This window comes from Massilia sp. CFBP 13721 (assembly GCF_014842025.1).
In the GTDB taxonomy this organism is placed as follows: domain Bacteria; phylum Pseudomonadota; class Gammaproteobacteria; order Burkholderiales; family Burkholderiaceae_D; genus Telluria.
Genome location: NZ_JACYUY010000029.1, coordinates 23,295 through 44,626 on the forward strand (window position 1 = coordinate 23,295; position 21,332 = coordinate 44,626).

Consider the following 21,332-nt stretch of genomic DNA (forward strand, 5'->3'; position numbering starts at 1 on the left):
AAATTTCCTCAAGTCAACTTAATTATCACGAATTGACGCGTAAATACGCCACACTGTGACTAAGAAACAAACCCGTGCGCGCTGCGATCATCAATTTCGGCATTTTATATTGTTGCTCAAGTAAAATACCAACCAATTATTGATTACGTGAAAATAAAAACCATGGTTTCATTCAGCCTCGACGACGGCGCCGATCCGGTCCTCACCACGCGCGAAGCGGCCAAGCTGCTCGGCATCGCGGTCAGCACTGCCCAGCAGTGGATCGAAAACGGCGCGCTGCCGGCCTGGAAGACGCCGGGGGGTCACCGCCGCGTGCGTCTCTCCGCCGTCAGCACGCTGCTGCGCGAACGCGCCGGCGGCACTGTAACGGCCGGCAGCGCCGACCCGGGCGACTTCCTGGCGGACGCCGCCTGCGCCCTGCCCGGCCACGAGCATGCGCGCCTGATGGCGCTGCGCGCGACCGGCCTGGTCGACAGCGAAGCCGAGGCCGTGTTCGACCGCCTGACCTGGCTCGCCACGCAAGTCACCGAATGCCCGATCGCATTGCTGTCGCTGGTCACGGCGCACCGTCAGTGGTTCAAGTCGCGGGTCGGGTTCGAACTGCCGCAGAGCGCGCGCGAGGATGCCTTTTGCAACCATACGATTAACCAGGCCGGCCCGCTGGTGGTGCCCGACGCCCTGCTCGACGTCCGTTTCCAGCGCAATCCGCTGGTGGTAGGCACGCCGCACGTGCGTTTTTATGCGGGCTTTCCGCTGGTCGACGACGAGGGTTTCAAGCTCGGCGCCCTGTGCGTGATGGACAAGGAACCGCGCCGCCTGCGCGAGCGCGAGATGCGCGCGCTGGGCGAACTGACGCAGATCGCGGCCGAGGAGATCAGGCGCCGCTAGCGTCTGGCGTACTGCCGGCCTGCTGCTTGCGCACCACGGCGATGACGGTATTGCGGATGGTCTTTAACACCGTATCGGCCTTGAACGGTTTCACGATAAAACCCTGCACGCCGCGCGCCAGCGCCGCCTCGATGGTGGGCGCGTCGAGGGTGCCCGAGACCATGAAGACCAGTGTTTTCGGCAGCGTCGCGCGCAGCTGCTCGACGACGTTGCTGCCGTCTTCCACCTGCTCGCGCGCGATGCACATGATTTGCGGCCGGAATTTGGCCGCCTGCAGCAGCGCATTCTGGCCGGTGTGCGCCTGGCCCACGACCTCGTAGCCGCCTTCGGTCAACACGGTATTGAGCAGGCCACGCGAGATGGCGTTCGAATCGACGATGACGGCTTTCAGCATGGTCCAGTCCCTTCAGTGTCGGGGTTTCAGTGCGACTCGTACGCCAGCGACTTCCAGGTGACGCCCAGGCGCACGTCGGTCTTCAGTCGCACCAGTTCGCGCGACAGGTACAGGATGTCGCGCTCGGCGCGCAGGCGTTCGCCGAGCGGCGTCTTCAGGATGCCGGCGCCGGCCATGACTGCATCCAGGCTGCCGTAGGCATTGAGCAGGCGCGCCGCCGTCTTCATCCCGATCTTGGACACGCCCGGCACGCCGTCGGTGGCGTCGCCCATCAGCGCCAGCAGATCGTGCAGCAGTTCCGGCGCCACGCCGAAGCGGTTGCGCACCCAGGCGTCGTCGTGCCACTCGTTCTTGAAATGATCCCACACCAGGGCGCCGTGCGCGATCAGGACGTGCAAATCCTTGTCGGTGGTGGCGACGATCGCCTCTCCCCGGTTTTCCTGCAGCCAGCGCATGACGCAGGTGGCGACCACGTCGTCGGCTTCGACTTCCGGCAGCATCGCGACCGGCACTCCGGCCGTGCGCAGGCGTTCCTGGAATTCCGGCAGCGCCTCGCGCAGCACCGCCGGCATCGGCGCGCGGTGCTCGCGGTAGCGCGGGTACAGCGCATGGCGCCAGGTCCGGCCGCCATAGTCGAATGCGGCCAGCACGTGGGTCGGCGCGTGCACCTCCAGCACGTTGCGAAACGAGGAGAACGCGTGGCGCAGGGCGATGCTGGCTTTTAGATCGGAGTCGGGCTCCGGGCTGGCTTCGTAGACCCGGCGCACGATGTTCAGGCCGTCGATCGCGAGCAGCTTGGCCATGCGGATTACCTTGCGTAGTCGTATTTGCCGCCGCGTTCCAGGGCGCGTACGTAAGCGGGACGGGCGTGGATGCGGGCCAGGAACGCGCTCAGGCGCGGGTATTGTGCACCGAGCCCGGCGCGCGACGCCGCCGCCTCCAGCGGAAAACTCATCTGGATGTCGGCGCCGGTCAGGTCGCCGCCGGCGAACCAGTCGCGCGTCGCCAGTTCCGACTCCAGGTAGTCGAGCTGGCCTTTGATGTTCGGGTTGATGAACGTGTCTTTTACTTTGCGCGCGATGGCGCGCGCGATCGGCTTGGCGAAGAAGGGCATCGGGCCGTTCTCGACCCGGTCGAACACGAGTTTCATCAGCAGCGGCGACATGGCCGAGCCCTCGGCGAAGTGCAGGTAAAAATTGTACTTCAGTTTTTCCGGCGTTCCCGCCGCGGGCACCAGCCGGCCGTCGCCGTAGCGCTCGATCAGGTAGTCGACGATCGCGCCCGATTCGGCCACGACCGTGTCGCCATCGGTGATCACCGGCGACTTGCCGAGCGGGTGCACGGCCTTCAGTTCCGGCGGCGCCAGCATCGTCTTCGGGTCGCGCTGGTATTTCTTGATTTCGTAAGGCAGGCCCAGTTCTTCGAGCAACCAGAGGATGCGCTGCGAGCGCGAATTGTTCAGGTGATGGACGGTGATCATGGACGCGCGCGTGGAAGAACGAGGGAGCGCTAGCTTAGCACTGTTGCGTGGTTACAAAAAGGCATGCGTATTTTTGATGATTAATGTTCCTTTAATGCAACTTAAGTTTTACAATCGCAACCCCTGCATGCCAGTTCATCAAATTTGGCAATTGCACTCGCGCTCCCTTTCCTTCCTCCATCCATGAACATTCTTTTTCGTCTGAACATCGCCCAGAAACTGGCCCTGCTCACCATCAGTTCCGGCCTCGGCATGGCGATCGTCGCCGCCTGCTTCCTGGTGTCCGAGCGCCAGCTGATCCTCGAAGAACGCGGGCATGGCGTGCGCCAGGCGGTCGAGGTGGCGGCGGGCATCGTCGAACGCCACCAGAAGGCGGCCGCAACGGGCAGTACCACCAAAGAAGCGGCGCAGGCGGCCGCGCTGGCCGAACTGAAGGCGCTGCGCTACAGCGGTTCCGAGTATTTCTGGGTCAACGACATGCAGCCGCGCATGATGATGCATCCGTTGAAGCCGGAACTCGACGGCCAGGACATCGGCGCGATCGCCGACCCGAACGGCCTGCGCCTGTTCGCGGTCGCGGTCGACGTCGTGCGTAAGGATGGCGCCGGCTACATCGCCTACATGTGGCCCAAGCCGGGCCAGGACGCGCCGGTGCCGAAGATGTCCTACGTGAAGGGGGTCGCGGACTGGAACTGGGTGATCGGTTCCGGCGTCTACATGGACACCGTCGGCGCCGTGTTCTGGCCGCGCGTTCTGTGGTTCTCGGCCGCCACGCTGGTCATCTCGAGCGTACTGATGCTGTTCGGCCTGTCGCTTTCGCGCAGCATCACGCGCCGCCTGGGACGCGCCGTGACCCTGGCGCGCACGGTGGCCGCGGGCGACCTCACCACCGTCATCCATGTACGCGGCAACGATGAAACGGCGCACCTGCTGGGCGCGCTGCGCGACATGAACGGCAGCCTGGGCAAGATCGTGGGCGAAGTCGACGTCGGCATCCACGCGATCGCCAGCGCTTCCAATCAGATCGCGGCCGGCAACCTCGATCTGTCGAGCCGTACCGAGCAGCAGGCAGCCGCACTGGAGGAAACCGCCTCCTCGATGGAACAGCTGACCAGCGCCGTGCAGCAGAATGCCGAACATGCGCGCCACGCCAACCGCCTGTCGGCGTCGGCGGCGGAAGTGGCGGTACGCGGCGGCGACGCCGTGCAGCAGGTGGTGCAGACGATGGAAGCGATCAACCAGTCCTCGCGCAAGATCGTCGACATCATCGGCGTGATCGACGCCATCGCCTTCCAGACCAACATCCTGGCCCTGAATGCGGCCGTCGAGGCGGCGCGGGCGGGCGAGCAGGGGCGCGGCTTTGCGGTGGTGGCCGGCGAAGTGCGCACGCTGGCCCAGCGCTCGGCCGCGGCGGCGAAGGAAATCAAGGGCTTGATCGACGACTCGGTGGAGCGCGTCGCCGCCGGCAGCACGCTGGTGCGCAGCGCCGGCGCGAGAATGGGAGAAATCGTCAGCAGCGTGCGCCAGGTGAACGGGATCATCGCCGAGATCACCGCCGCCAGCGAAGAGCAGGAAGCGGGCATCGGCCAGGTCAACCAGGCGATCGCCGAGATGGACGGCGTGACCCAGAAGAACGCCGCGCTGGTCGAAGAAGCGGCCGCCTCGGCCGAGGCGATGCGCCTGCAGGCCGAGCGCCTGGCCGAGGTCGTCGGCGTGTTCAAGGTCGCGGCAGGCGAGCCGCAGCGCGCATCGCACCTGCTGTTGGCGGCGTAAGGGCGCGCCTTCCTATCCCTACCTCGGCACGGTTCGGCAACGCACCGAGGCCGCCGCGCCTGCGCTTCTATGATGCCAGGCATGGGCAAAATCATGGCCAACATCCACATCGGCATCTCCGGCTGGCGCTATGCGCCCTGGCGCGGCAAGTTCTATCCTCCCAAGCTGGCGCAGGCGCGCGAACTCGACTACGCCTCGCGCCAGTTGCCGACGATCGAGATCAACGGCTCCTTCTATTCGCTGCAGCGCCCGGAAAGCTACGCCGCCTGGTACGCCGCGACGCCGCCCGGCTTCCTGTTCGCGGTGAAGGGCAACCGCTTCATCACCCACATGCTGAAGTTGAAAGACGTCGACGGGCCGCTGGCGAACGTGCTGGCTTCGGGCGTGTTCGCGCTGCGCGAAAAACTCGGTCCCTTCCTGTGGCAGTTCCCGGAGATGGTCAAGTTCGACCCCGAGCGCTTCGAACACTTCCTCAGCATCCTGCCCCAGGACACGGAAAGCGGCCTCGCGCTCGCGCGCCGGCACCAGCCGCGCATTGAAGGCAAGGTCTTCCTCGAAATGGATGAACGACGTCCGATGCGCCACGCGGTCGAGGTCCGCCACGAGAGCTTCCGCGACGCCCGCTTCATTGCCCTGCTGCGCAAATACAACGTGGCGCTGGTGGTGGCCGACACGGCGGGCCGCTGGCCGTACATGGAAGACGTGACCGCCGACTTCGTCTACATCCGCCTGCACGGCGACAAGGAGTTATACGCGAGCGGCTACGACGACGAAGCGACCGCCCGCTGGGCCGCGCGCATCCGCGCCTGGAGCACCGGCGGCCAGCCGGACGGTTTCATGTGCGCCTCCACCTCCGCCCCGCCCCAGCGCGCCAGCCGCGATGTGTACTGCTACTTCGATAACGATATCAAGGTGCACGCGCCGTATGATGCGCAAAGGTTGCTGGCGGCGTTGGGGTTGAGGTGACGCCTCGTTCGTTGGATGACGTGACGATTGTGGTCTGCGTGCGTTACGCGTGGACTCGGGAGTCCACCCTACATTCCCGATATATCACGCATTGGCGATCGGTTTGATGTTCACCGCGCCCGCCCGAATGGATGACGCGACGGCTGATTGATCGCGAATGTAGGGTGGACTCCCGAGTCCACGCGTAAACGCTGCGCACCACCCTGCTCATTCCAAATCCGCTTCCGCGATGTCCGGCGATCCTGCCCAATCACAAGAATATATCCCTTCGAGCACGTACCGATGAAAGGTCGAATACGGCCAATCGCTTACTTGCCCTACCTGCCTGTGTTTGACCGGATTGAAATGGATGTAATCGACGTGGCGCTCCATATCGCCTTCATCGCGAATCTGGTGCTCCCAAAAACGCCGCTGCCAGATGGTCGACTCGCCGCGCTGTCGCGCCGCTCGCGTCAACAGACGTGGGTCATGCAAGTCGTTCCTGCAGGCACTGGTAACGTAACGCTTGATCTCTGCCCAGCGTGTCGAATAATCGTCGTCGCCTTCGGGCAGCGTCCAGATGCAGTGCATGTGATCAGGCATCAGCACCCAGGCGTCGATGACGAAGGGACGGGTCGTGCGTACCGTTTGGATGGCGTTGCGCAAAGATGTGCGCAGCAATAGAGAGCAAAAGATGGGGCGACGCTGGTAGGCGACGACGGTGAAGAAATAGGTGGTGCCAGTGAATTGGCGGCGGTAGCGGGGCATGGTGCGGCATCGTAAAGCGATGCCGGTTAGCCGTGGATGGGGCAGGTCAAATGGGACGCAGAACGGTTGAGTTGCCGGCGCGTGGAGTCGGACAAGCAGGTGGTGCGCAACGTTTACGCGTGGAGTCGGGACTCCACCCTACGTGCTCGACATCATCAAGGTTTCTGGTGCAGCTTGATCACCCGATGTTTACTTCCCTCCGGCGCCGCCGGCTCAGCCGGCGTCTCGCAGGTATTGCAGCTCTTGCACCCGCCGCCGCAGCTGTCGGCGGTACCGAGCCAGCGCACCAGCGTCGAGTCGGCGCCGCCGCGCGAGAGGCGGTTGACGAGGCGGATGCGCCAGGCCGCCGGCAGGTATTTGGCGCCGACGTAGACGGCAGCGACCACCACCACCAGCGCGACGACCAGTTCCTGCCACATGTCAGCCGCCGCCCAGCGCCAGGGCGACGCGGTAGGTGATGAAGGAGGCGACATACGCCAGCGCGAACATGTAGCCGGCCATCATCCAGGCATATTTGGCGCTGCCGGTTTCGCGGCGCACCACCGACAGGGTCGCGATGCACTGCGGCGCATACACGTACCAGGCCAGCAGCGACAAGGCGGTGGCCAGCGACCAGGAAGCGCCGATCAGCGGCCCCAGCGTGTTGGCGACCTCGTCGCCGGAACCGGACAGCGCGTAGACGGTGCCAAGGGCGCCGACCGCCACTTCGCGCGCGGCCATGCCGGGCACCAGGGCGATGCAGATCTGCCAGCCGAAGCCGATCGGCTCGAAGATGAACGCCAGCGCGCGCCCCAGCATGCCGGCCACGCTGTAATAGATCGGCGGCTGGGTCGCGCCTTCGGGTGCGCCCGGGAAGCTCGAGAGGAACCAGAGCAGGATCATCAGGGTGAGGATCAGCGTCCCGACGCGCATCAGGAAGATCTTGGCGCGCTCCCACAGGCCCAGCGCCAGCGTCGGCAGGTGCGGCCAGTGATAGGCCGGCAGCTCCAGCAGCAGTGGATGCTGGGCGCCGCCGCTACGGCGCTTCATGTACCAGGCCACGCCCATCGCACTAACGATGCCGAGCGCGTACAGCGCGAACAGCACCAGGCCCTGCAAGTTGAAAATGCCGACGTCGCGCTCGGGAATGAAGGCGGCGATGATCAAGGCGTACACCGGCAAACGCGCCGAGCAGGTCATCAGCGGCGCGATCATGATCGTCACCAGGCGGTCGCGCGGGTTCTGGATCGTGCGCGCGGCCATCACGCCGGGAATCGCACAGGCGAACGAGGACAGCAGCGGAATGAAGGCGCGCCCGGAGAGGCCGACGCCGCCCATCATGCGGTCGAGCAGGAAGGCAGCGCGCGGCAGGTAGCCGACGTCTTCGAGGATCAGGATGAAGAAGAACAGGATCAGGATCTGCGGCAGGAACACCAGCACCCCGCCGACGCCGGCGATGATGCCGTCCACGATCAGGCTGCGCAGCGGTCCGTCGCTCATGGCCTCGCCGATCCAGGCGCCGATGCCCTCCACTGACCCGGTGATGAAATCCATCGGCGCTTCGGCCCAGCTGAACACGGCCTGGAAGATGACGAACATCAGCGCGGCCAGCAGGATCGGGCCGGCGACCGGATGCAGGATCACCTGGTCGATTTTCTCCGACAGGTTGCCCTTGTCGTGGGCGTAGCTGGTGGTGGCGTCGAGAATGCGCCGCACTTCGCGCTGGGTTTGTTCGACCGGGACGGCATCGATGGCGGCCAGCGGCTGCGGCGTCACGTGTTCAAACGGCATGCGGTCGAGCGCATCTAAAAGAGCTTGCTCGCCGCCGGCCTGGATGGCGACGGTCTCGACCACCGGCATCTTCAATTCCTGCGCCAGTTTGACGGTATCGATCTCGATGCCGCGCTTTTTGGCGACGTCGACCATGTTCAGGGCCAGCACCATCGGCAAGCCGAGGCGCTGGATTTCCAGCACCAGGCGCAAATTCAGGCGCAGGTTTGTGGCATTGACGACACAGACGATCGCATCCGGCGCCGATTCCCCGGCGCGCAGGCCGGCGACGACGTCGCGCGTAATCGCTTCATCCGGGGTTTGCGCGGACAGGCTGTAGGCGCCCGGCAGGTCGAGCACGCGCAGCGCGCGTCCGGCCGGCGAGGTAAAACTGCCCTCTTTACGTTCGATGGTGACGCCGGCGTAGTTGGCGACCTTCTGGCGCGCACCGGTGAGTCGGTTGAACAGGGCCGTCTTGCCGCAGTTCGGATTGCCGAGCAAAGCGATCAGGGGCGAGCGCGTCGCCACCTGTTGTTCCATGACACCCATCGATTATTCCGGCTGGATCGAGACGAGTGCGGCTTCGAACTTGCGCAGGGCGAAAGTCGATTCGCCGACCTTCACGGCAACCGGGCCGCCCGGCAGGCCGCGTTTGAGCATGCGGATGCGTTCGCCGGGCACGAAGCCGAGTTCCATCAGGCGGCGCGCCACGTCCTGGCCGCCGAGTGCGTGCGGCGCAAGGTGGATCACGGTCGCACTCTGCCCGGCCTTGAGGGCGTCGAGTGTGGTCAAAGTGGGGACTAGAGTCATGATGACGTTTCCGGTGTGTGGTGCTCACCTGTAGCGCTGATGAGACAGATACTAGCATCATAAACCTAAATGCGAATTATTTCTATTTGCAGAACGATTACACGACAAAACCGCTTGCGTCCGTCGAAAAAACTGCGCAGAATAGAACACGAATGAGAACGATTCTCATTATTTAAGTGACAACTTGAGTTAACGCTTCAGGGACTACTTCGATGATCGTCTGCGTCTGCAACAACATCTCCGACCGTGAAATCCGCCAGGCCGTCGACCTCGGCATTACCTCGATCGCCGCCCTGCGCGCCGAACTGGGCCTGGGTACCGACTGCGGCAAGTGCATCAGCTATGCCCGCGAAGTCCTGCACGAAGCGCTCGACAGCAAGACCGTTGTCACCGAACTGAGCTTCCGCGCCACACAAACCGCGTAAGTTTCTTTCTTCCACGCCGCCGGGTTTCCGGCGCGCGCGTTCGCCCTCTTTGCTATAGTTGTGGCAACGCATAACCACAACAAGGCATATCATGAAGGGCGACCCCAACGTCATCCGGCTGCTCAACGCGCAGCTGACCAACGAGCTCACCGCCGTCAACCAGTATTTCCTGCATGCGCGGATGTACCGCCACTGGGGCTTTTTCAAGCTCGGCAAAAAGGAATACGACGAATCGATCGGCGAAATGAAGCATGCCGACAAGCTGATCGACCGCATCCTGATGCTCGACGGCCTGCCGAACCTGCAGGCGCTGCATAAACTCCTGATCGGCGAAAACACCGAGGAAATGCTGGCCGCCGACTTGAAACTCGAGCGCGCCGCCCAGCTGACCGTCAAGGAAGGCATCGCCGCCGCCGAAGCCGCCGCCGACTACGTGTCGCGCGACCTGCTGCTGGTGATCCTGGAAGACACCGAAGAACATATCGAGTGGCTCGAGACCCAGCTCGATTTGATCGTGAAGGTCGGGATCCAGAATTATTTGCAGAGCCAGATGGTCGAGTAATGATTCACTATTTGTAATCGAATCATGTGCGTACCGTAGGGTGGGCTCTCCGAGCCCACGCGGACGTTTGCACGGCCTGCGGCGTTCTTTCTGCTGCATCGCTCGCATGAACGCGGCAGGATTAAATGGTTAGGACATTTAATCCTGCCGCGTTTTTGCATAGGCTCGGGTTCGAGAAAACGCTATCTCTGCGCATCATTCCGCGTGGGCACGGGGCGCCCACCCTACGTGCTCAACGGTTGCAGGCATGGTCATTTTTCCTCCACCTCCTGCGTCACCCACACCGGCGCCGACCACAGGATGTTGCCATCCGCCTGCGTCACCTTCGCATAATAAAAATGTGCGCCTGCCGACGGCGTGAAATTCACAGTCGCCTGGTCCGACATCTGCGTCACCACCCCGCCGCGTCCCGGCACTCCTTCCATGATCGCCACAGAGGCCACCTGCTTGCCCGCCGTGCTGGCGAAATGCGCCACCACGTTCAGCGGACCGGTATTGGTAAAACGCTCGCCCATCATGCGGCCGTTCGCCGTCAGGACCAGTTGCGAGCCCTTGTCCATGGTTGCGAACACGCGCCGCGCCTTTAACGCGTCGACGAAGCTGGCCTGGCTCAGTGCGGCGCCGTTCGGGATCAGGATGCCGGTGCGGTTGGTGTAGGCCGTGCCCCAGTTGGCGCAGTGGTTGTCCTGGTTGGTGCTGAAGGCAACGTGGAAGCCGGCCTCCAGGATCTTGTTACAGGCCGTCTCGAAATTGCTGCGGCGGGTCTCGCCTTCCTTGTCGTTCTTCGAAAACGCCGTGCTGTTGACCACCTCACAGAGCGCCATCGCTTCGTCGCCATCGGCCGTATAGCCGAGCGCCGTGCCATTCACGCTGAACTGGCCGCTGGTCGACGGATGGTTGAACTGACCGACCCAGCCGCGCTCGCGCATCAGCGTGTACAGCGCCGCGTAATCGCTGCGCGGCGTCGCTACGTCGGCCAGCAGTTCTCCCTTGGCGTTCTTTTCCCAGCCCAGCAACTGCGTGCCATTAAAAATGTTGACGTGGCCGCCCTTGTTGATGACGCCCCATTCCATGCCATAGACGGCGAGGAAATCCGAATGGGCGGCATTGAAGCCGGCGGCGGTGTCCAGCCCCTTGCGGTACAGCGCCCTGGGCACGGCCGGATCGGTGTCGGCTTTGGTGCCGTCGGAGCCATCGTACATGTGGTTGTGTTCGGAGGCGACCAGGATGTCGAGGCCGTGTTTTCTCGCGTAGCCGAAGGCGGCATCGGGACCGTACTTCGCCGTCAGCGGCTCTTGCGCGCCCTTGCAGTCGGACAGTTCGGCGCCGCCATCGCTGTGGTTGGTCTGGCTGTGCAGGTTGCCGAGATAAACGATAAACGGCAGCGCGCCGGCGGCCGGGGCGACGCCGGGCTGGCCAATGCGGCCGCTCGGCAGCGGCGCAAACGGCGGCAGTACCGGCGCTTGCGGCGGCCCGATCTCGATCTGCCACAGTTGCTCGTGCACGTCGGGTGCGGGCGCCTTGGCGAGCGCGTCGCGGCTGGTCGCGCGCAGGCGCACGCCGTAGACGCCGGCGGCCAGCTTGCCGGCATCGAGGCCAGACCACGGCACCGTGACGGTCACGGGTTGTTCGGCCAGCGGCGTGCTGTCCTGCCAGCGGCGCACGACGACGCCGCGCGGCGAGATCAGTTCGAGCTGCCAGTCGACGACTTGCGCCTGGCGCGCGTTCGGATAATCGAACGCCAGCGTAAAGGTGCGCGCCTCGCCCTTGCCGGGATCAGGCGCCCGATACGGTGCGTATAAAGTGGCTTCGAATTCGCTGTGTTCGTCGATGGCTGCAAAGGCGCCGGGAGCGCACAAGCACAGCAGGAACAGGGCGAGCTTGGCAGGGGTATGGAGTGAGGTTTTCATAGTGCAATTGTTGCAATTGCACTATGAGTCCAACTTGCGCCAGAGCGCGCATTAGTTGCTAATAATTATATATTTTTTGATAAAAGGACAGCGGCCTGCACTGGCTGCCGCTCGCGTTCAAAAATGGTATTCGGCGCGCACCATCGGCGTGCTGGCGCGCTGGCCGCGCCCGCCCGTGGTGGCGCGGGTATTGCCGAACTTGTTGTTCCAGAACTGGTATTCGAGGCCGACCCGGAAGCGGTTCTTGGGCTGGCCGAAGTGAGCACCCACGTCGTACATCAGCGCCATGTCGATGTTGGTTTCGGCGCCGGTGCCCAGGCCGACTTCATCCTGCCCCTTGGCGGCGATGAACATGCCATAGCCCTCGAACGCGAGCCGCTCGGCCACGGGAATCGCCCAGTTCACCGACAGCGCCGCGTGGGTATCGTAGGTGTAGCGGCCATTCACGTTGGCGATCGGAGGAAAGGCGCCGCTCGGCGCATTCGATTCGCGCAGCACCAGGAGACTCGTATTCAGGAAACCGGCCGGCACGTCCCACATCAGCGTCGGACCGGCGACCAGCATGCGTTTACGGGAGTTGTAGCCGACGTCGTTCTTCGTGTTCCAGTCGAAGCCGAGGGTGACCCCGACGCCTTTGACGGGGCCATAGCGCTTCTCGGTGCCGCGCAGGGCGCCGATGTCGAGCAGGTGGCGGTAGACGACATAGGCTTCCTGGGCGCCCTCGTTTTGCGTCAGCGAAGCCGGGTCGGTTTTATCGGACTGCAGCAGGTCGACGTTGAAAAAATTGCTGCCGTATTTGTAGCCGCTGGCGTGGGTCAGCGCAAAGATGTGCTTCCTGATGTGCTCCGGATTGAAAGGCTCGGCGAAGCGGGTGCCGTAACGCCAGCTGATCGAGGTGTCGCTCCAGTCGGCCGCGCTCGCGGCGCCGCAGGATAGCAACAGGGTGGCGCCAGTGGCCAACAGGATTTTTTTCATGTGATCGTTCTTGAATGAGGTTGTTGATGGTCCGCCGCGCCGGCGCCTTGCTGCCGGCGCACGACGTGCAGCAGGGCGTGGTGCGCCTGGCCATCGTCGATTAACTGCACCGTGTCGCCGCCGACGTCGACGCCATCGACCAGCAAGGCCGGGCTGGTGGCGGCGCGCACGTCGATGGCGTAGGTGGTGGCACGGTAGCGGTATTGCAGCGTAAAACCTGGCCAGCCGCGCGGCAGTTGCGGCGCCAGCACCAGCCGCTCGCCGATGCGCTCGATGCCGAGCAGCGATTCGACGATCAGCCGGTACATCCATCCGGCGGAGCCAGTGTACCAGCTCCAGCCGCCGCGCCCGACATGCGGCGCCGCGGCCAGCACGTCGCCGGCGACCACATACGGCTCGAGCCGGTAGCGTTCGCAATCCTCCGGCGTGGCGGCCAGGCGCACCGGATTGAGCATGTCGAACAGTTCCCAGGCGCGCTCTCCTTCTCCCATGCGCGCAAAGGCCATCGCGCCCCACAATGCGGCATGGGTGGCCTGGCCGCCGTTGTCGCGCAGGCCGGGCGCATAGGCGCGCAGGCTGCCCGGATTCAGGCTGCCGGCCTCGAAAGGCGGATCGAACAGCTGGATGAGTCTCGCTTCGCGCCGCACCAGGCGCGCCTCGACCGCCGCCATGGCCTGGGCCGCGCGTTCGGGACCGGCCGCACCCGACAATACGCTCCAGCTCTGCGAGACGAGGTCGATGCGGCATTCGTCGTTGTCTTTCGAGCCGAGCGGAGTACCGTCGTCGAACCAGGCGCGCCGGTACCACTCGCCGTCCCAGGCGTGGTTTTCCAGCTGGGTGGTGAGCGCCTGGGCAGCGGCGCGGCAGGTGGTGGCGAAGCCGTAGTCGGCGCGGCGGTCGGCCAGTTCGGCGAAGCGCTGCAGCACTTCGATCATGAAAAAGCCCAGCCACACGCTCTCGCCGCGGCCCTTGTCGCCGACGCGGTCAAGACCATCGTTCCAGTCGCCGCTGCCGATCAGCGGCAGACCGTGTTCGCCGAAGCGCAGGCTGTGGCGGATCGCGCGCACGCAGTGTTGGTACAGGTCGCCATGCTGCTGCGCCACGCGCGGCGTGTCGAAATACGACTCTTCCCCTTCTTCCAACGCGCGCCCTTCGAGGTAGGGCGCCGTTTCGCCCAGCACGGCAAGGTTTCCGGTGGCGCGGATGTAGCGGCAAGTCGCCAGCGGCAGCCACAACAAATCGTCGGAGCAGCGCGTGCGCACGCCGTTGTTCGACGGCGCATGCCACCAGTGCTGGACGTCGCCCTCGACGAACTGGTGCGCGGCGCACAGCAGCAAATGGGCGCGCAGCAGTTGCGGGCGCGTGTGCACCAGCGCCATCGCGTCCTGCAGCTGGTCGCGGAAGCCAAAGGCGCCGCCGGATTGATAGTAACTGCTGCGCGCCCACATGCGGCAGGCGATGGTCTGGTACAGCAGCCAGCCATTGGCCAACACGTCCAGGCTCGGGTCGGGCGTGGCGATGCGCACCGCGCCCAGCGTCTCTTCCCAGTAGGCGTGTACCTGTTCGCGCAGCGCGCGCGCCGCGACACTGCCGCGGTAACGCTGCACCAGTTCGGCGGCATCGCCGCTAGAGGCGCCCAGCATGAACACCAGTTCCCTCTGCTCGCCCGGCGCCAGCACGAAAGCCACCTGCAGCGCCGCGCACGGATCCAGCGCGGCGCCGACGCTGCCGGACAGGCCGGCGGCCCGTAACGCTTGCGGCTGGCGCAGATGGCCGCCGCGGCCGATGAATTCGCTGCGGTCGCAGGTAAAGGCGCTGACCTCGGCGTCGACGTGGAAAAAGGCCGTACGGTCGGCGTAGTCGCTGTTCCAGGCAGTGCGTGCCAACAGCGCGCCGCTGGCTGCATCGCGTTCACTCACCACGTGCATGCAGGAGGCCGCGCGCAGCTCGCCCAGCACCCATTCGACATAGCCGGTGGCCGACAGCCGCCGCTGCCTGCCGCTGTCGTTACGGATGCGCAGCACCGTGTACTTCAGCGGCGCGTCCTGGGCGACAAAGGTCGACAGCTCGGAATGGATGCCATGCGCGCTGTGCTCGAAGACGCTGTAGCCGAAGCCGTGGCGCGACAGGTAGGCGCCGCCCGACGGTGCCGGCAGCGCGGTCGGCGACCAGAACACGCCGCTGGCATCGTCGCGCAGGTAAAACGCTTCGCCGCCGCGGTCGCTGACGGGATCGTTTTCCCAGGGCGTCAGGCGCAGTTCGCGCGCGTTCTCGCTCCAGGTATACGCCTGGCCGCTTTCCGAGACGACCGAACCGAAGCGCGGGTTGGCCAGCACGTTCGACCAGGGCGCCGGTGTCGGGCGGCCGGGGCTGGTGCGGATGATGTATTCGCGCCCGTCGGGGCTGAAGCCGCCGATGCCGTTGTCGAGCAGGAGTTCCGGGCCGGGCATCTGCACTGGGGCGGCAGCGGGCGGTGGCGCTTCGGTGCGCAGCGCCGGCAATACCGGGGCGAACTGCGCCTCCACGCGCCGCAGTTGCTCGGCCAGGCTGCCGCGTTCGTTCGGCAGCACCACGCGCGCGACTGCCTGCAGCAGGATGCGGTCTTCTTCCGGCACTTGGTCATGTACCTGCACGTACACGCCGCCCGGACGATCGCGCTCGGAAGCACCGATTGTCTCCAGCACCTGTGCGTGCAGCGAGCGCTCGCCCGCTGCGTTTTCACCGCACCAGATCACCAGGTCGACGTGCAGCCCGCGCGCACGCCACCAGGCGTGCGCCCCCAGCAGCTGGCGCAGCAGCGCCAGGCCGCCCGCGTCATCGACCTGCACCAGCACCAGTGGCAGGTCGCCCGCAATCCCGTACGGCCACAGGTTCGATTGCCCGCGGCGGTTGCGCGCGATGAGGCCGGGCTCGGCGCGCAGTGCGCGTCCCGGATAGAGCACGGCGCCGGCCAGGCGCGCATACAGCTGGCTGTCGGCTTCGCTCGTGTTGGCGTCCTGCAGCGCAGCTGTGGCACGGGCCGGGGCCAATGCAAAGACACGGTCGGCGCCTTCGCGTTCGCGGTATTTGTCGGCCAGCGCCAGGGCTTCGAGGCGGTTCGCGGCCACGCCGAGGACCAGGTCGACCGTGACCTCGTCCCCGGGCGCGAGCGTCAGGCTGCGGCGCTTCACCAGCGCCGGGTCGAGTACGGTGCCGGCGGCGCCGTCCAGGGGCGTGGTCTCGACCAGCGCCGCCGGCAGCGCGTTGCCGTGGCCGCGTTTGATGAAATCCGCGCGGCTGGTTTCGAAGGAGATCGTGCCGGCGGCGCCATGTACTGCCATCGCGTTGACCAGCCAGGGTGTTGATTCCTGCTGCGCACCCGGCCGGCGCATACAGAGGATGGCGTCATGCGCGGCTTCGATCTCGCTGTGCACGAACAGCTTGCTGAAGGCGGGATGGGCATCATCCACCGCACTCGGCGCCAGCACCGGCTCGGTATAACTGGTGAGCTCGATGCGGCGCGCGCGGTCAGATAAATTCCTGATGCGCGTGCGGCGCAACTCGACATCGTCGTCCGGCGCCACCACGATCTCCGTGAACAGTTCGATGCCGTGGTCGCGGCGCAGCCACTGCGCCCGTCCTTCCGGGAAGGTAGCTTCGTAGTGCTCGGGCTGGGCCAGCGTCGGCTGCCAGGCGCTCGACCAGACCGCGCCGCTGTCGAGGTCGCGCAGGTAGCAGAACAGGCCCCAGTCGCCGCTCGTGGCGTCCAGGCGCCAGCGCGTGAGCGCGAGCTCGTTCCAGCGGCTGTAGCCGGCGCCGTCGCTCGTCACCATCACGTGGTAGCGGCCGTTCGACAGCAGCTGCACCTGCGGCTGCGCCAGGCCGACGCGCGTGACCGTGCGCAGCGGCAGCTGCGCCTGTGGCGGCGTACCGCGCTGCGCCAACGGTGCAAAATCGTCCGCTTCGATGGCGGCGACTGGCGGCACCGGTTCCTGCAACAGCGGCAGCGCCGCCCGCAATTGTGGGTCGGCCGCGAAGCGCGCCTGCATCGGGCGCCCGTGCAGCAGGGACGACAGGGCCAGCAAGCCCATACCCTGGTGATCGGAGCGGTAGGCGCGCACCAGCGCATGGCGCTGGCCGCGCGGCCGTCGTGACCCGGTGTAATCGATTGCCTCGTACAAGCCATAGGGGCCGGCAGCCAACGCCGCCATCCGCTCCAGGTTGGCGCATGCCGCTTCCGGCGCCACCAGCAGCGCCAGCAATGACGCGTGCGGCGCCACCACCAGGTCGTCGCCGAGACCGCGCCCGCGCCCGGCACCCGGCACGCCGAACGCGCGATATTCGTAGTGCAGCGCGCCGTCCAGGCTGTTGTAGCCGGATTGCGTAAAACCCCAGGGAATGGCGTGGCGCGCCGCGTAGTCGATCTGGATGCGCACCAGCGCGCGGCTGCTGCGATCAAACAGGGTGCGGCGCAAGCCCGGCATGACCAGCTGCGGCATCAGGTGGTCGTGCAGCGCACCGTGCTCGGACAACAGTACTGGCGTGTCGCCGACGAGGGACAGCCGGCGCCCGAGCGCGCGCCAGTGCGCCTGCGGCAGCTGGCCACGGGCGATGCCGATGAAGCTGGCCAGGCGCGCGTTCGAGGCCAGCAGGTCGATGCCGCCGGGCGCGCGCCGGTTGGCGCCGACGTCGAAGCCAGGCGCCAGCAATCGGGTCGCCGGGTCGAACAGCAAATCGAAATCCATGTCCGCGAATTCGCGCGCGCAGGCGGCCAGGACCTCGATCTCGGCCAGGCGTTCGCGCGCGGTGGCGGCGCCCTCTTCCACCATTTGCGCCAGTGCCTGCTCCGTATCGCCCGCACTGGAAGCGCGCACCGAACAGGCGGCCAGTTCGCGCAGCGTCGGGATGCGCGTCAGGCTGGCGTCGAGCACGTATTCCTGCACCGCGCGCATCCAGGGCGCGAGCAGCAGCAAGTCGTCGTGGGCGGCGCGGCAGTCTTCCTCCAGTTTCGTCGCCCAGTTGCGCAGGTTGGCGTCGGCATCTTCCGGCAGCGCGGCGGTCAGCGCCCCCGCCGCGCGCAGCGCCGCCTGCAGGCATTCGGCCAGCCCCGGCAGGGTGTCGCCGTTGCGGCAGCGCTGCGCATCGAAGGCGTCGCGGCAGGCGTCGAGCGCACGGCGCACCGGAGATGAGGCGCCTTGCGCGTGCTCTTCCAGCACGTCCAGGGTGGCGCGCATTCCCTCGATCGAACGCACGCCGGCGATCGGCGCGTCGGCCAGGCCATCGATACCGCTCGCCAGGGTCAGCAAGTAAGCAGCGAGGTTGCCGCTGTCCTCGGTCGACACCCGCGCCGGCAGCAGCGGCGCCAGCGTGCGCGTGTCGTAGCCGGCATAGAAGTGGCCAGCATGGCGTTCCAGCAGCGCCATGCTGGCAAACGCGCCACGCACGCGCGCCAGCACGCTCGATTGCGGGATGAAACCGAAGTCCCAGGCGCTCAAGCTGGCCAGCAGCGACAGGCCGATGTGGGTCGGCGCGGTCGTGTGCACCAGCAGCGGTTCGGGGAACTCCTGCACGCCGGCCGGCGGCAGCCAGTTGGTGGCGGGATTCACCACATCCTCGAAATAGCGCCAGCCACGGCGCGCCAGCCGCGCCAGGAAGCGGGTCTGGTCGGGCGACAGGTTGGGCGCCTCCCGTTCGAACGGCAGGCTGACCCACCAGGCGACAAGCGGCGACAGGAACCACAACAGTAACAAAGGCGCCGCCGCGAACAGGGCGAACGGGTGCAGGAAGGTCAGCAGCACCGCAACCACCACGCTCAGCAGCGGCGCGAACCACATGCTGCGCCAGGCCGATTCGACGTCGGTGCTCGCGCGCACCAGGCTGGACGCCTTCCATTGCAGCAGGCGCCGGCGCGAAACCAGCATGCGCCAGCCGGTGCGCGCGATCGCGTGCATGCTGTACCAGGCTTCGTGCGGCAGGAAGGCGGTGTCCATCACGGCGTGCGCGAGGCTGCCCGCCGCGCCGTGCGCCCAGTGGGGCACGTGCTGGCGCCAGGGCATGGCGCGCGGCTTGTCGGCCAGGCCGACGAGGATCGTCAAAAAGGCGGGCAGGAAGAACACCGATAACGCGGCGGCGCTCCAGAAGGCCGGTCCCGGCAACAGTGCCCAGCACAGCACCAGCATGGCTGTCAGTGCCGGCGCCACCAGGCTGCGGCGCAGGTTGTCGAGCAGCTTCCAGCGCGCCAGCGGCGGCAAGGGATTCGCTTCGCGCCCGCCGCCCGCGCTTGGCACGGTTGCGCGCAGCCAGCCTGCCAGCTGCCAGTCGCCGCGCACCCGGCGGTGGCGGCGCGCGATGGCGTCGCTGTAGTGCGCCGGACAGCTGTCGGTCAGCGCGACGTCGCCCAGCGCGGCGCTGCGCAGGTAACAGCCTTCGAGCAGGTCGTGCGACAGCACGGCGTTGTCGGGCAGGCGCCCTCCCAGCACGCGCATGAATGTGTCGACTTCGTAGATGCCTTTGCCGATGTACGAGCCTGCTGCGAACAGGTCCTGGTAGACGTTCGCGCCAGTGTCGGGGCTGGCGCCGCACAGGCGTTCGTAGAGCGAGGCGCGCGCACGCGGCAGCGCGCTCGTCACGCGCGGCTGCAGCACGGCGTGGCCGGCGACCACGCGGCGTCCGCCACTGTCCAACTGCGGCTGGTTGAGCGGGTGCGCCATGGCGGCCACCATGCGGCGCGCGCTGTCGGGCGGCAGCCCGGTGTCGGGGTCGAGCGTGATCACGTAGCGCACGCTGCTTAATTCGTCAATGCCGCCTTCGACCAGCATGAAGCGTTCGTGCGCGCCGCCGCGCAAGAAAGCGTTCAGGTCGGCCAGTGCGCCACGCTTGCGCTCGCGGCCGATCCAAACCTGCTCGCTCGTGCTCCACACGCGCGGGCGGTGCAGCAGCAGGAAGGGGCACTCGTCATGGCGCGCATTCAGCGCGGCGATGCCGGCGCGCGCCTCTTCCAGCAGCTCGGCGTCGCCGAACACCGTCGCGTCAAGCGCATCGTCGAAATCGGTCAGCAGGCAAAAGCGCAGCTGCGGGTCGCGGTTGGCGAGGTAGCGCAACTCCAACCCCGCGCACAATGCCTGGACGGTGGCGCTGTCGTGCAGGAGCGCCGGCACGGCGACCAGCGTGCGCGCCTGCGGCGGGATGCCGCCACTGAAATCCATGCGCGGCAAGAGACGGGGCGCGACCAGGCGCGCCACCATCAGGTTCGTCAGGGTGACCGCCAGCTGGCTGGCGCCGACGGCGGCCAGCACACCAAGCACGATCAACAGCGCCGCGCCGGCGCCGGCTTGCCAGGCATGCACCAGCAATGCCGCCGTGAACAGCAGGGTAAAAGCGCCAATCGCGCCCAGGTAGGACAGCAGCGGCCGGCGCCGCGCCGCGCGCCGCAGTGCGAACAAGGCCCCCGGCGGCGCCGTCAGTTGCGCCTGCAATGCGGGCAAGCCGGCGCCGACCAGGTAATGGCCGACGTGGCGGCTGCGCGCATCCGCTGCGCCTTCGGCCAGCGCCAGGGCCATGGCGGCGATGTTGCTTTCGCCTTGTTCGCTGCGCTGCGCCAGGCGTTCCACGCTGCACCGGTACAGGCCGCGCGTGGCGCCATCCATGTGCGCGTACACGCCGGCGGGATCGCGCCGCAACGCCTGCTCGACCACGCTGGCGGTTTCGATAAAACCCTGCCAGTCGATGCGCGCGAGCAGGCGCAGGCTGGCCAGGCCGTTGGCGAGCGAGGCGGCGTCCAGCGTCGCCTCTTCGCCGCCCTGCCGCACCAGCACGTCGAGCGTATCGCCGCTGTCTGCCAGGCGCGTGCCGATCCATTCCAGCACTTGCTCCAGCGGCGCGCCCTGCCCCTGCAGGCGCTGCGCCAGTGCGGCGACAAAGGCTGGCGCCATAGGCTGGGCACGCGCCATGTCGGCCATCAGCAAGACCAGGTCGCCGGGGCGGCGCGCGGCGGTCTCGAGCAGGCGCGTGGCCCATGCGTCGGCCAGGGCGTGCTGCAGCACGCGCTCGTTGAGACGCACGGTCAGGCGGCGCAGGTTTTCCAGCAGCGCCAGGCGCAGCATGAGCGGGATTGCCTCCAGTTCGGCAAGCGTCAGTGGGGCGTGTTCCTGGTAGGCGGCGATCAAGCGCGCCAGGCTGTCTTCCTCGACAAGGCCGTCGCCATGGGCGACCAGATTGAGCGCCAGTTCGTAGACGCGCGGCGTACCCGCGGCCTGCGCCGGCGCCGCCAGCAGCGGCAACCGATGCGGCAGTTGCAGGCGTGCGCTATGGATTCCCTCGATGACCAGGTGGTAGTGATCGAGCAACAGGTCGGCGGCCGCGGGCGTATCGGCGCCCGCCGCCAGCGTGCTACAGGCCGCGCTGATGGCCGCCGCATTCTCGTCCAGGCGCGCGCGCAGGCGGCCGGGGCCTTCCTGCGGCGCCAGCGTGTGGACTGCCGCGAGGCGGCGCCCGTGGTCGGCCATCTGCGCGGCGTCGAAACGCGCCGCGCGCAGCGGTGCACCGTCCGCGGCGCTGGCATCGCGGACGGGCGCCTGCCCCGCGCGCGGCGCGTCGGCCTTGGTGTGCAATTCGTCGTTCAACAGAAGCCTCGATGATGGGCGTGCGCGCAACCCGTCGCACGGCTGGCACCATG

At 66.6% G+C, this 21,332-nt stretch carries 15 protein-coding genes; 5 read left to right on the forward strand and 10 right to left on the reverse strand.

Annotated features, from left to right (window positions below):
* Positions 1-162 precede the first annotated feature (162 nt).
* On the forward strand, positions 163-888 hold the full coding sequence (locus IFT60_RS22075; RefSeq protein ID WP_192055782.1) for a GAF domain-containing protein: 726 nt from the start codon (positions 163-165) through the stop codon (positions 886-888).
* Here IFT60_RS22075 and IFT60_RS22080 read toward each other — a convergent pair.
* From IFT60_RS22080 to IFT60_RS22090, 3 genes are read right to left on the reverse strand one after another with little or no spacing between them, the layout of a single operon-like run.
* The gene (locus tag IFT60_RS22080) at positions 875-1,282 is read right to left on the reverse strand and encodes a response regulator (protein WP_192055785.1); all 408 of its coding nucleotides are present in this window, start codon (positions 1,280-1,282) and stop codon (positions 875-877) included. The two genes, IFT60_RS22075 and IFT60_RS22080, sit on opposite strands and share 14 nt — an antisense overlap.
* A 26-nt stretch (positions 1,283-1,308) precedes the next feature.
* Complete coding sequence (locus IFT60_RS22085) at positions 1,309-2,085, reverse strand: 5'-3' exonuclease (protein ID WP_192055787.1); 777 nt, start codon at positions 2,083-2,085, stop codon at positions 1,309-1,311.
* Positions 2,086-2,090: 5 nt separating this feature from the next.
* The gene (locus IFT60_RS22090; protein ID WP_192055789.1) at positions 2,091-2,762 is read right to left on the reverse strand and encodes a glutathione S-transferase family protein; all 672 of its coding nucleotides are present in this window, start codon (positions 2,760-2,762) and stop codon (positions 2,091-2,093) included.
* Positions 2,763-2,945: 183 nt separating this feature from the next.
* Here IFT60_RS22090 and IFT60_RS22095 point away from each other — a divergent pair, with 183 nt between their 5' ends.
* Both IFT60_RS22095 and IFT60_RS22100 read left to right on the forward strand, forming a co-directional pair.
* On the forward strand, positions 2,946-4,535 hold the full coding sequence (locus tag IFT60_RS22095) for a methyl-accepting chemotaxis protein (RefSeq protein WP_229511081.1): 1,590 nt from the start codon (positions 2,946-2,948) through the stop codon (positions 4,533-4,535).
* 93 nt (positions 4,536-4,628) lie between these two features.
* Entirely contained in the window at positions 4,629-5,501 is an 873-nt protein-coding gene (locus tag IFT60_RS22100; protein ID WP_192055858.1) for a DUF72 domain-containing protein, read from the forward strand.
* A gap of 207 nt (positions 5,502-5,708) precedes the next feature.
* On the opposite strand, the gene IFT60_RS22105 is transcribed toward IFT60_RS22100, so the two are convergent.
* From IFT60_RS22105 to IFT60_RS22120, 4 genes are all read right to left on the reverse strand, one after another.
* Entirely contained in the window at positions 5,709-6,248 is a 540-nt protein-coding gene (locus IFT60_RS22105; RefSeq protein ID WP_192055791.1) for an REP-associated tyrosine transposase, read from the reverse strand.
* 155 nt (positions 6,249-6,403) lie between these two features.
* Positions 6,404-6,667: a DUF6587 family protein gene (locus tag IFT60_RS22110; RefSeq protein ID WP_192055794.1), complete on the reverse strand. Its 264-nt coding sequence runs from the start codon at positions 6,665-6,667 to the stop codon at positions 6,404-6,406.
* Position 6,668: 1 nt separating this feature from the next.
* The gene (gene feoB / locus IFT60_RS22115) at positions 6,669-8,546 is read right to left on the reverse strand and encodes a ferrous iron transporter B (protein WP_192055796.1); all 1,878 of its coding nucleotides are present in this window, start codon (positions 8,544-8,546) and stop codon (positions 6,669-6,671) included.
* A 3-nt stretch (positions 8,547-8,549) separates the two neighbouring features.
* The gene (locus IFT60_RS22120; protein WP_136221979.1) at positions 8,550-8,807 is read right to left on the reverse strand and encodes a FeoA family protein; all 258 of its coding nucleotides are present in this window, start codon (positions 8,805-8,807) and stop codon (positions 8,550-8,552) included.
* 212 nt (positions 8,808-9,019) lie between these two features.
* On the opposite strand from IFT60_RS22120, the gene IFT60_RS22125 reads away from it, so the two are divergent.
* Positions 9,020-9,232 carry a (2Fe-2S)-binding protein gene (locus tag IFT60_RS22125; protein ID WP_192055798.1) on the forward strand — a complete coding sequence of 71 codons (213 nt, stop codon included), beginning with the start codon at positions 9,020-9,022 and terminating at the stop codon, positions 9,230-9,232.
* Between the two features lie 91 nt (positions 9,233-9,323).
* Positions 9,324-9,794: a bacterioferritin gene (gene bfr / locus IFT60_RS22130; RefSeq protein WP_192055800.1), complete on the forward strand. Its 471-nt coding sequence runs from the start codon at positions 9,324-9,326 to the stop codon at positions 9,792-9,794.
* 251 nt (positions 9,795-10,045) lie between these two features.
* On the opposite strand, the gene IFT60_RS22135 is transcribed toward bfr, so the two are convergent.
* The 3 genes from IFT60_RS22135 to IFT60_RS22145 all read right to left on the reverse strand — a co-directional run bounded on the left by IFT60_RS22135 (position 10,046) and on the right by IFT60_RS22145 (position 21,279).
* Positions 10,046-11,704 (reverse strand): CehA/McbA family metallohydrolase, encoded by a 1,659-nt coding sequence (locus tag IFT60_RS22135; protein ID WP_192055802.1) that lies wholly within the window; start codon positions 11,702-11,704, stop codon positions 10,046-10,048.
* A gap of 117 nt (positions 11,705-11,821) precedes the next feature.
* The gene (locus tag IFT60_RS22140; protein WP_192055804.1) at positions 11,822-12,679 is read right to left on the reverse strand and encodes an outer envelope protein; all 858 of its coding nucleotides are present in this window, start codon (positions 12,677-12,679) and stop codon (positions 11,822-11,824) included.
* Positions 12,676-21,279, reverse strand: a complete 8,604-nt coding sequence (locus IFT60_RS22145) for a glycoside hydrolase family 94 protein (protein ID WP_229511083.1) — start codon at positions 21,277-21,279, stop codon at positions 12,676-12,678. Before IFT60_RS22145 ends, IFT60_RS22140 begins: the two co-directional genes overlap by 4 nt.
* Between the last annotated feature and the right edge of the window lie 53 nt (positions 21,280-21,332).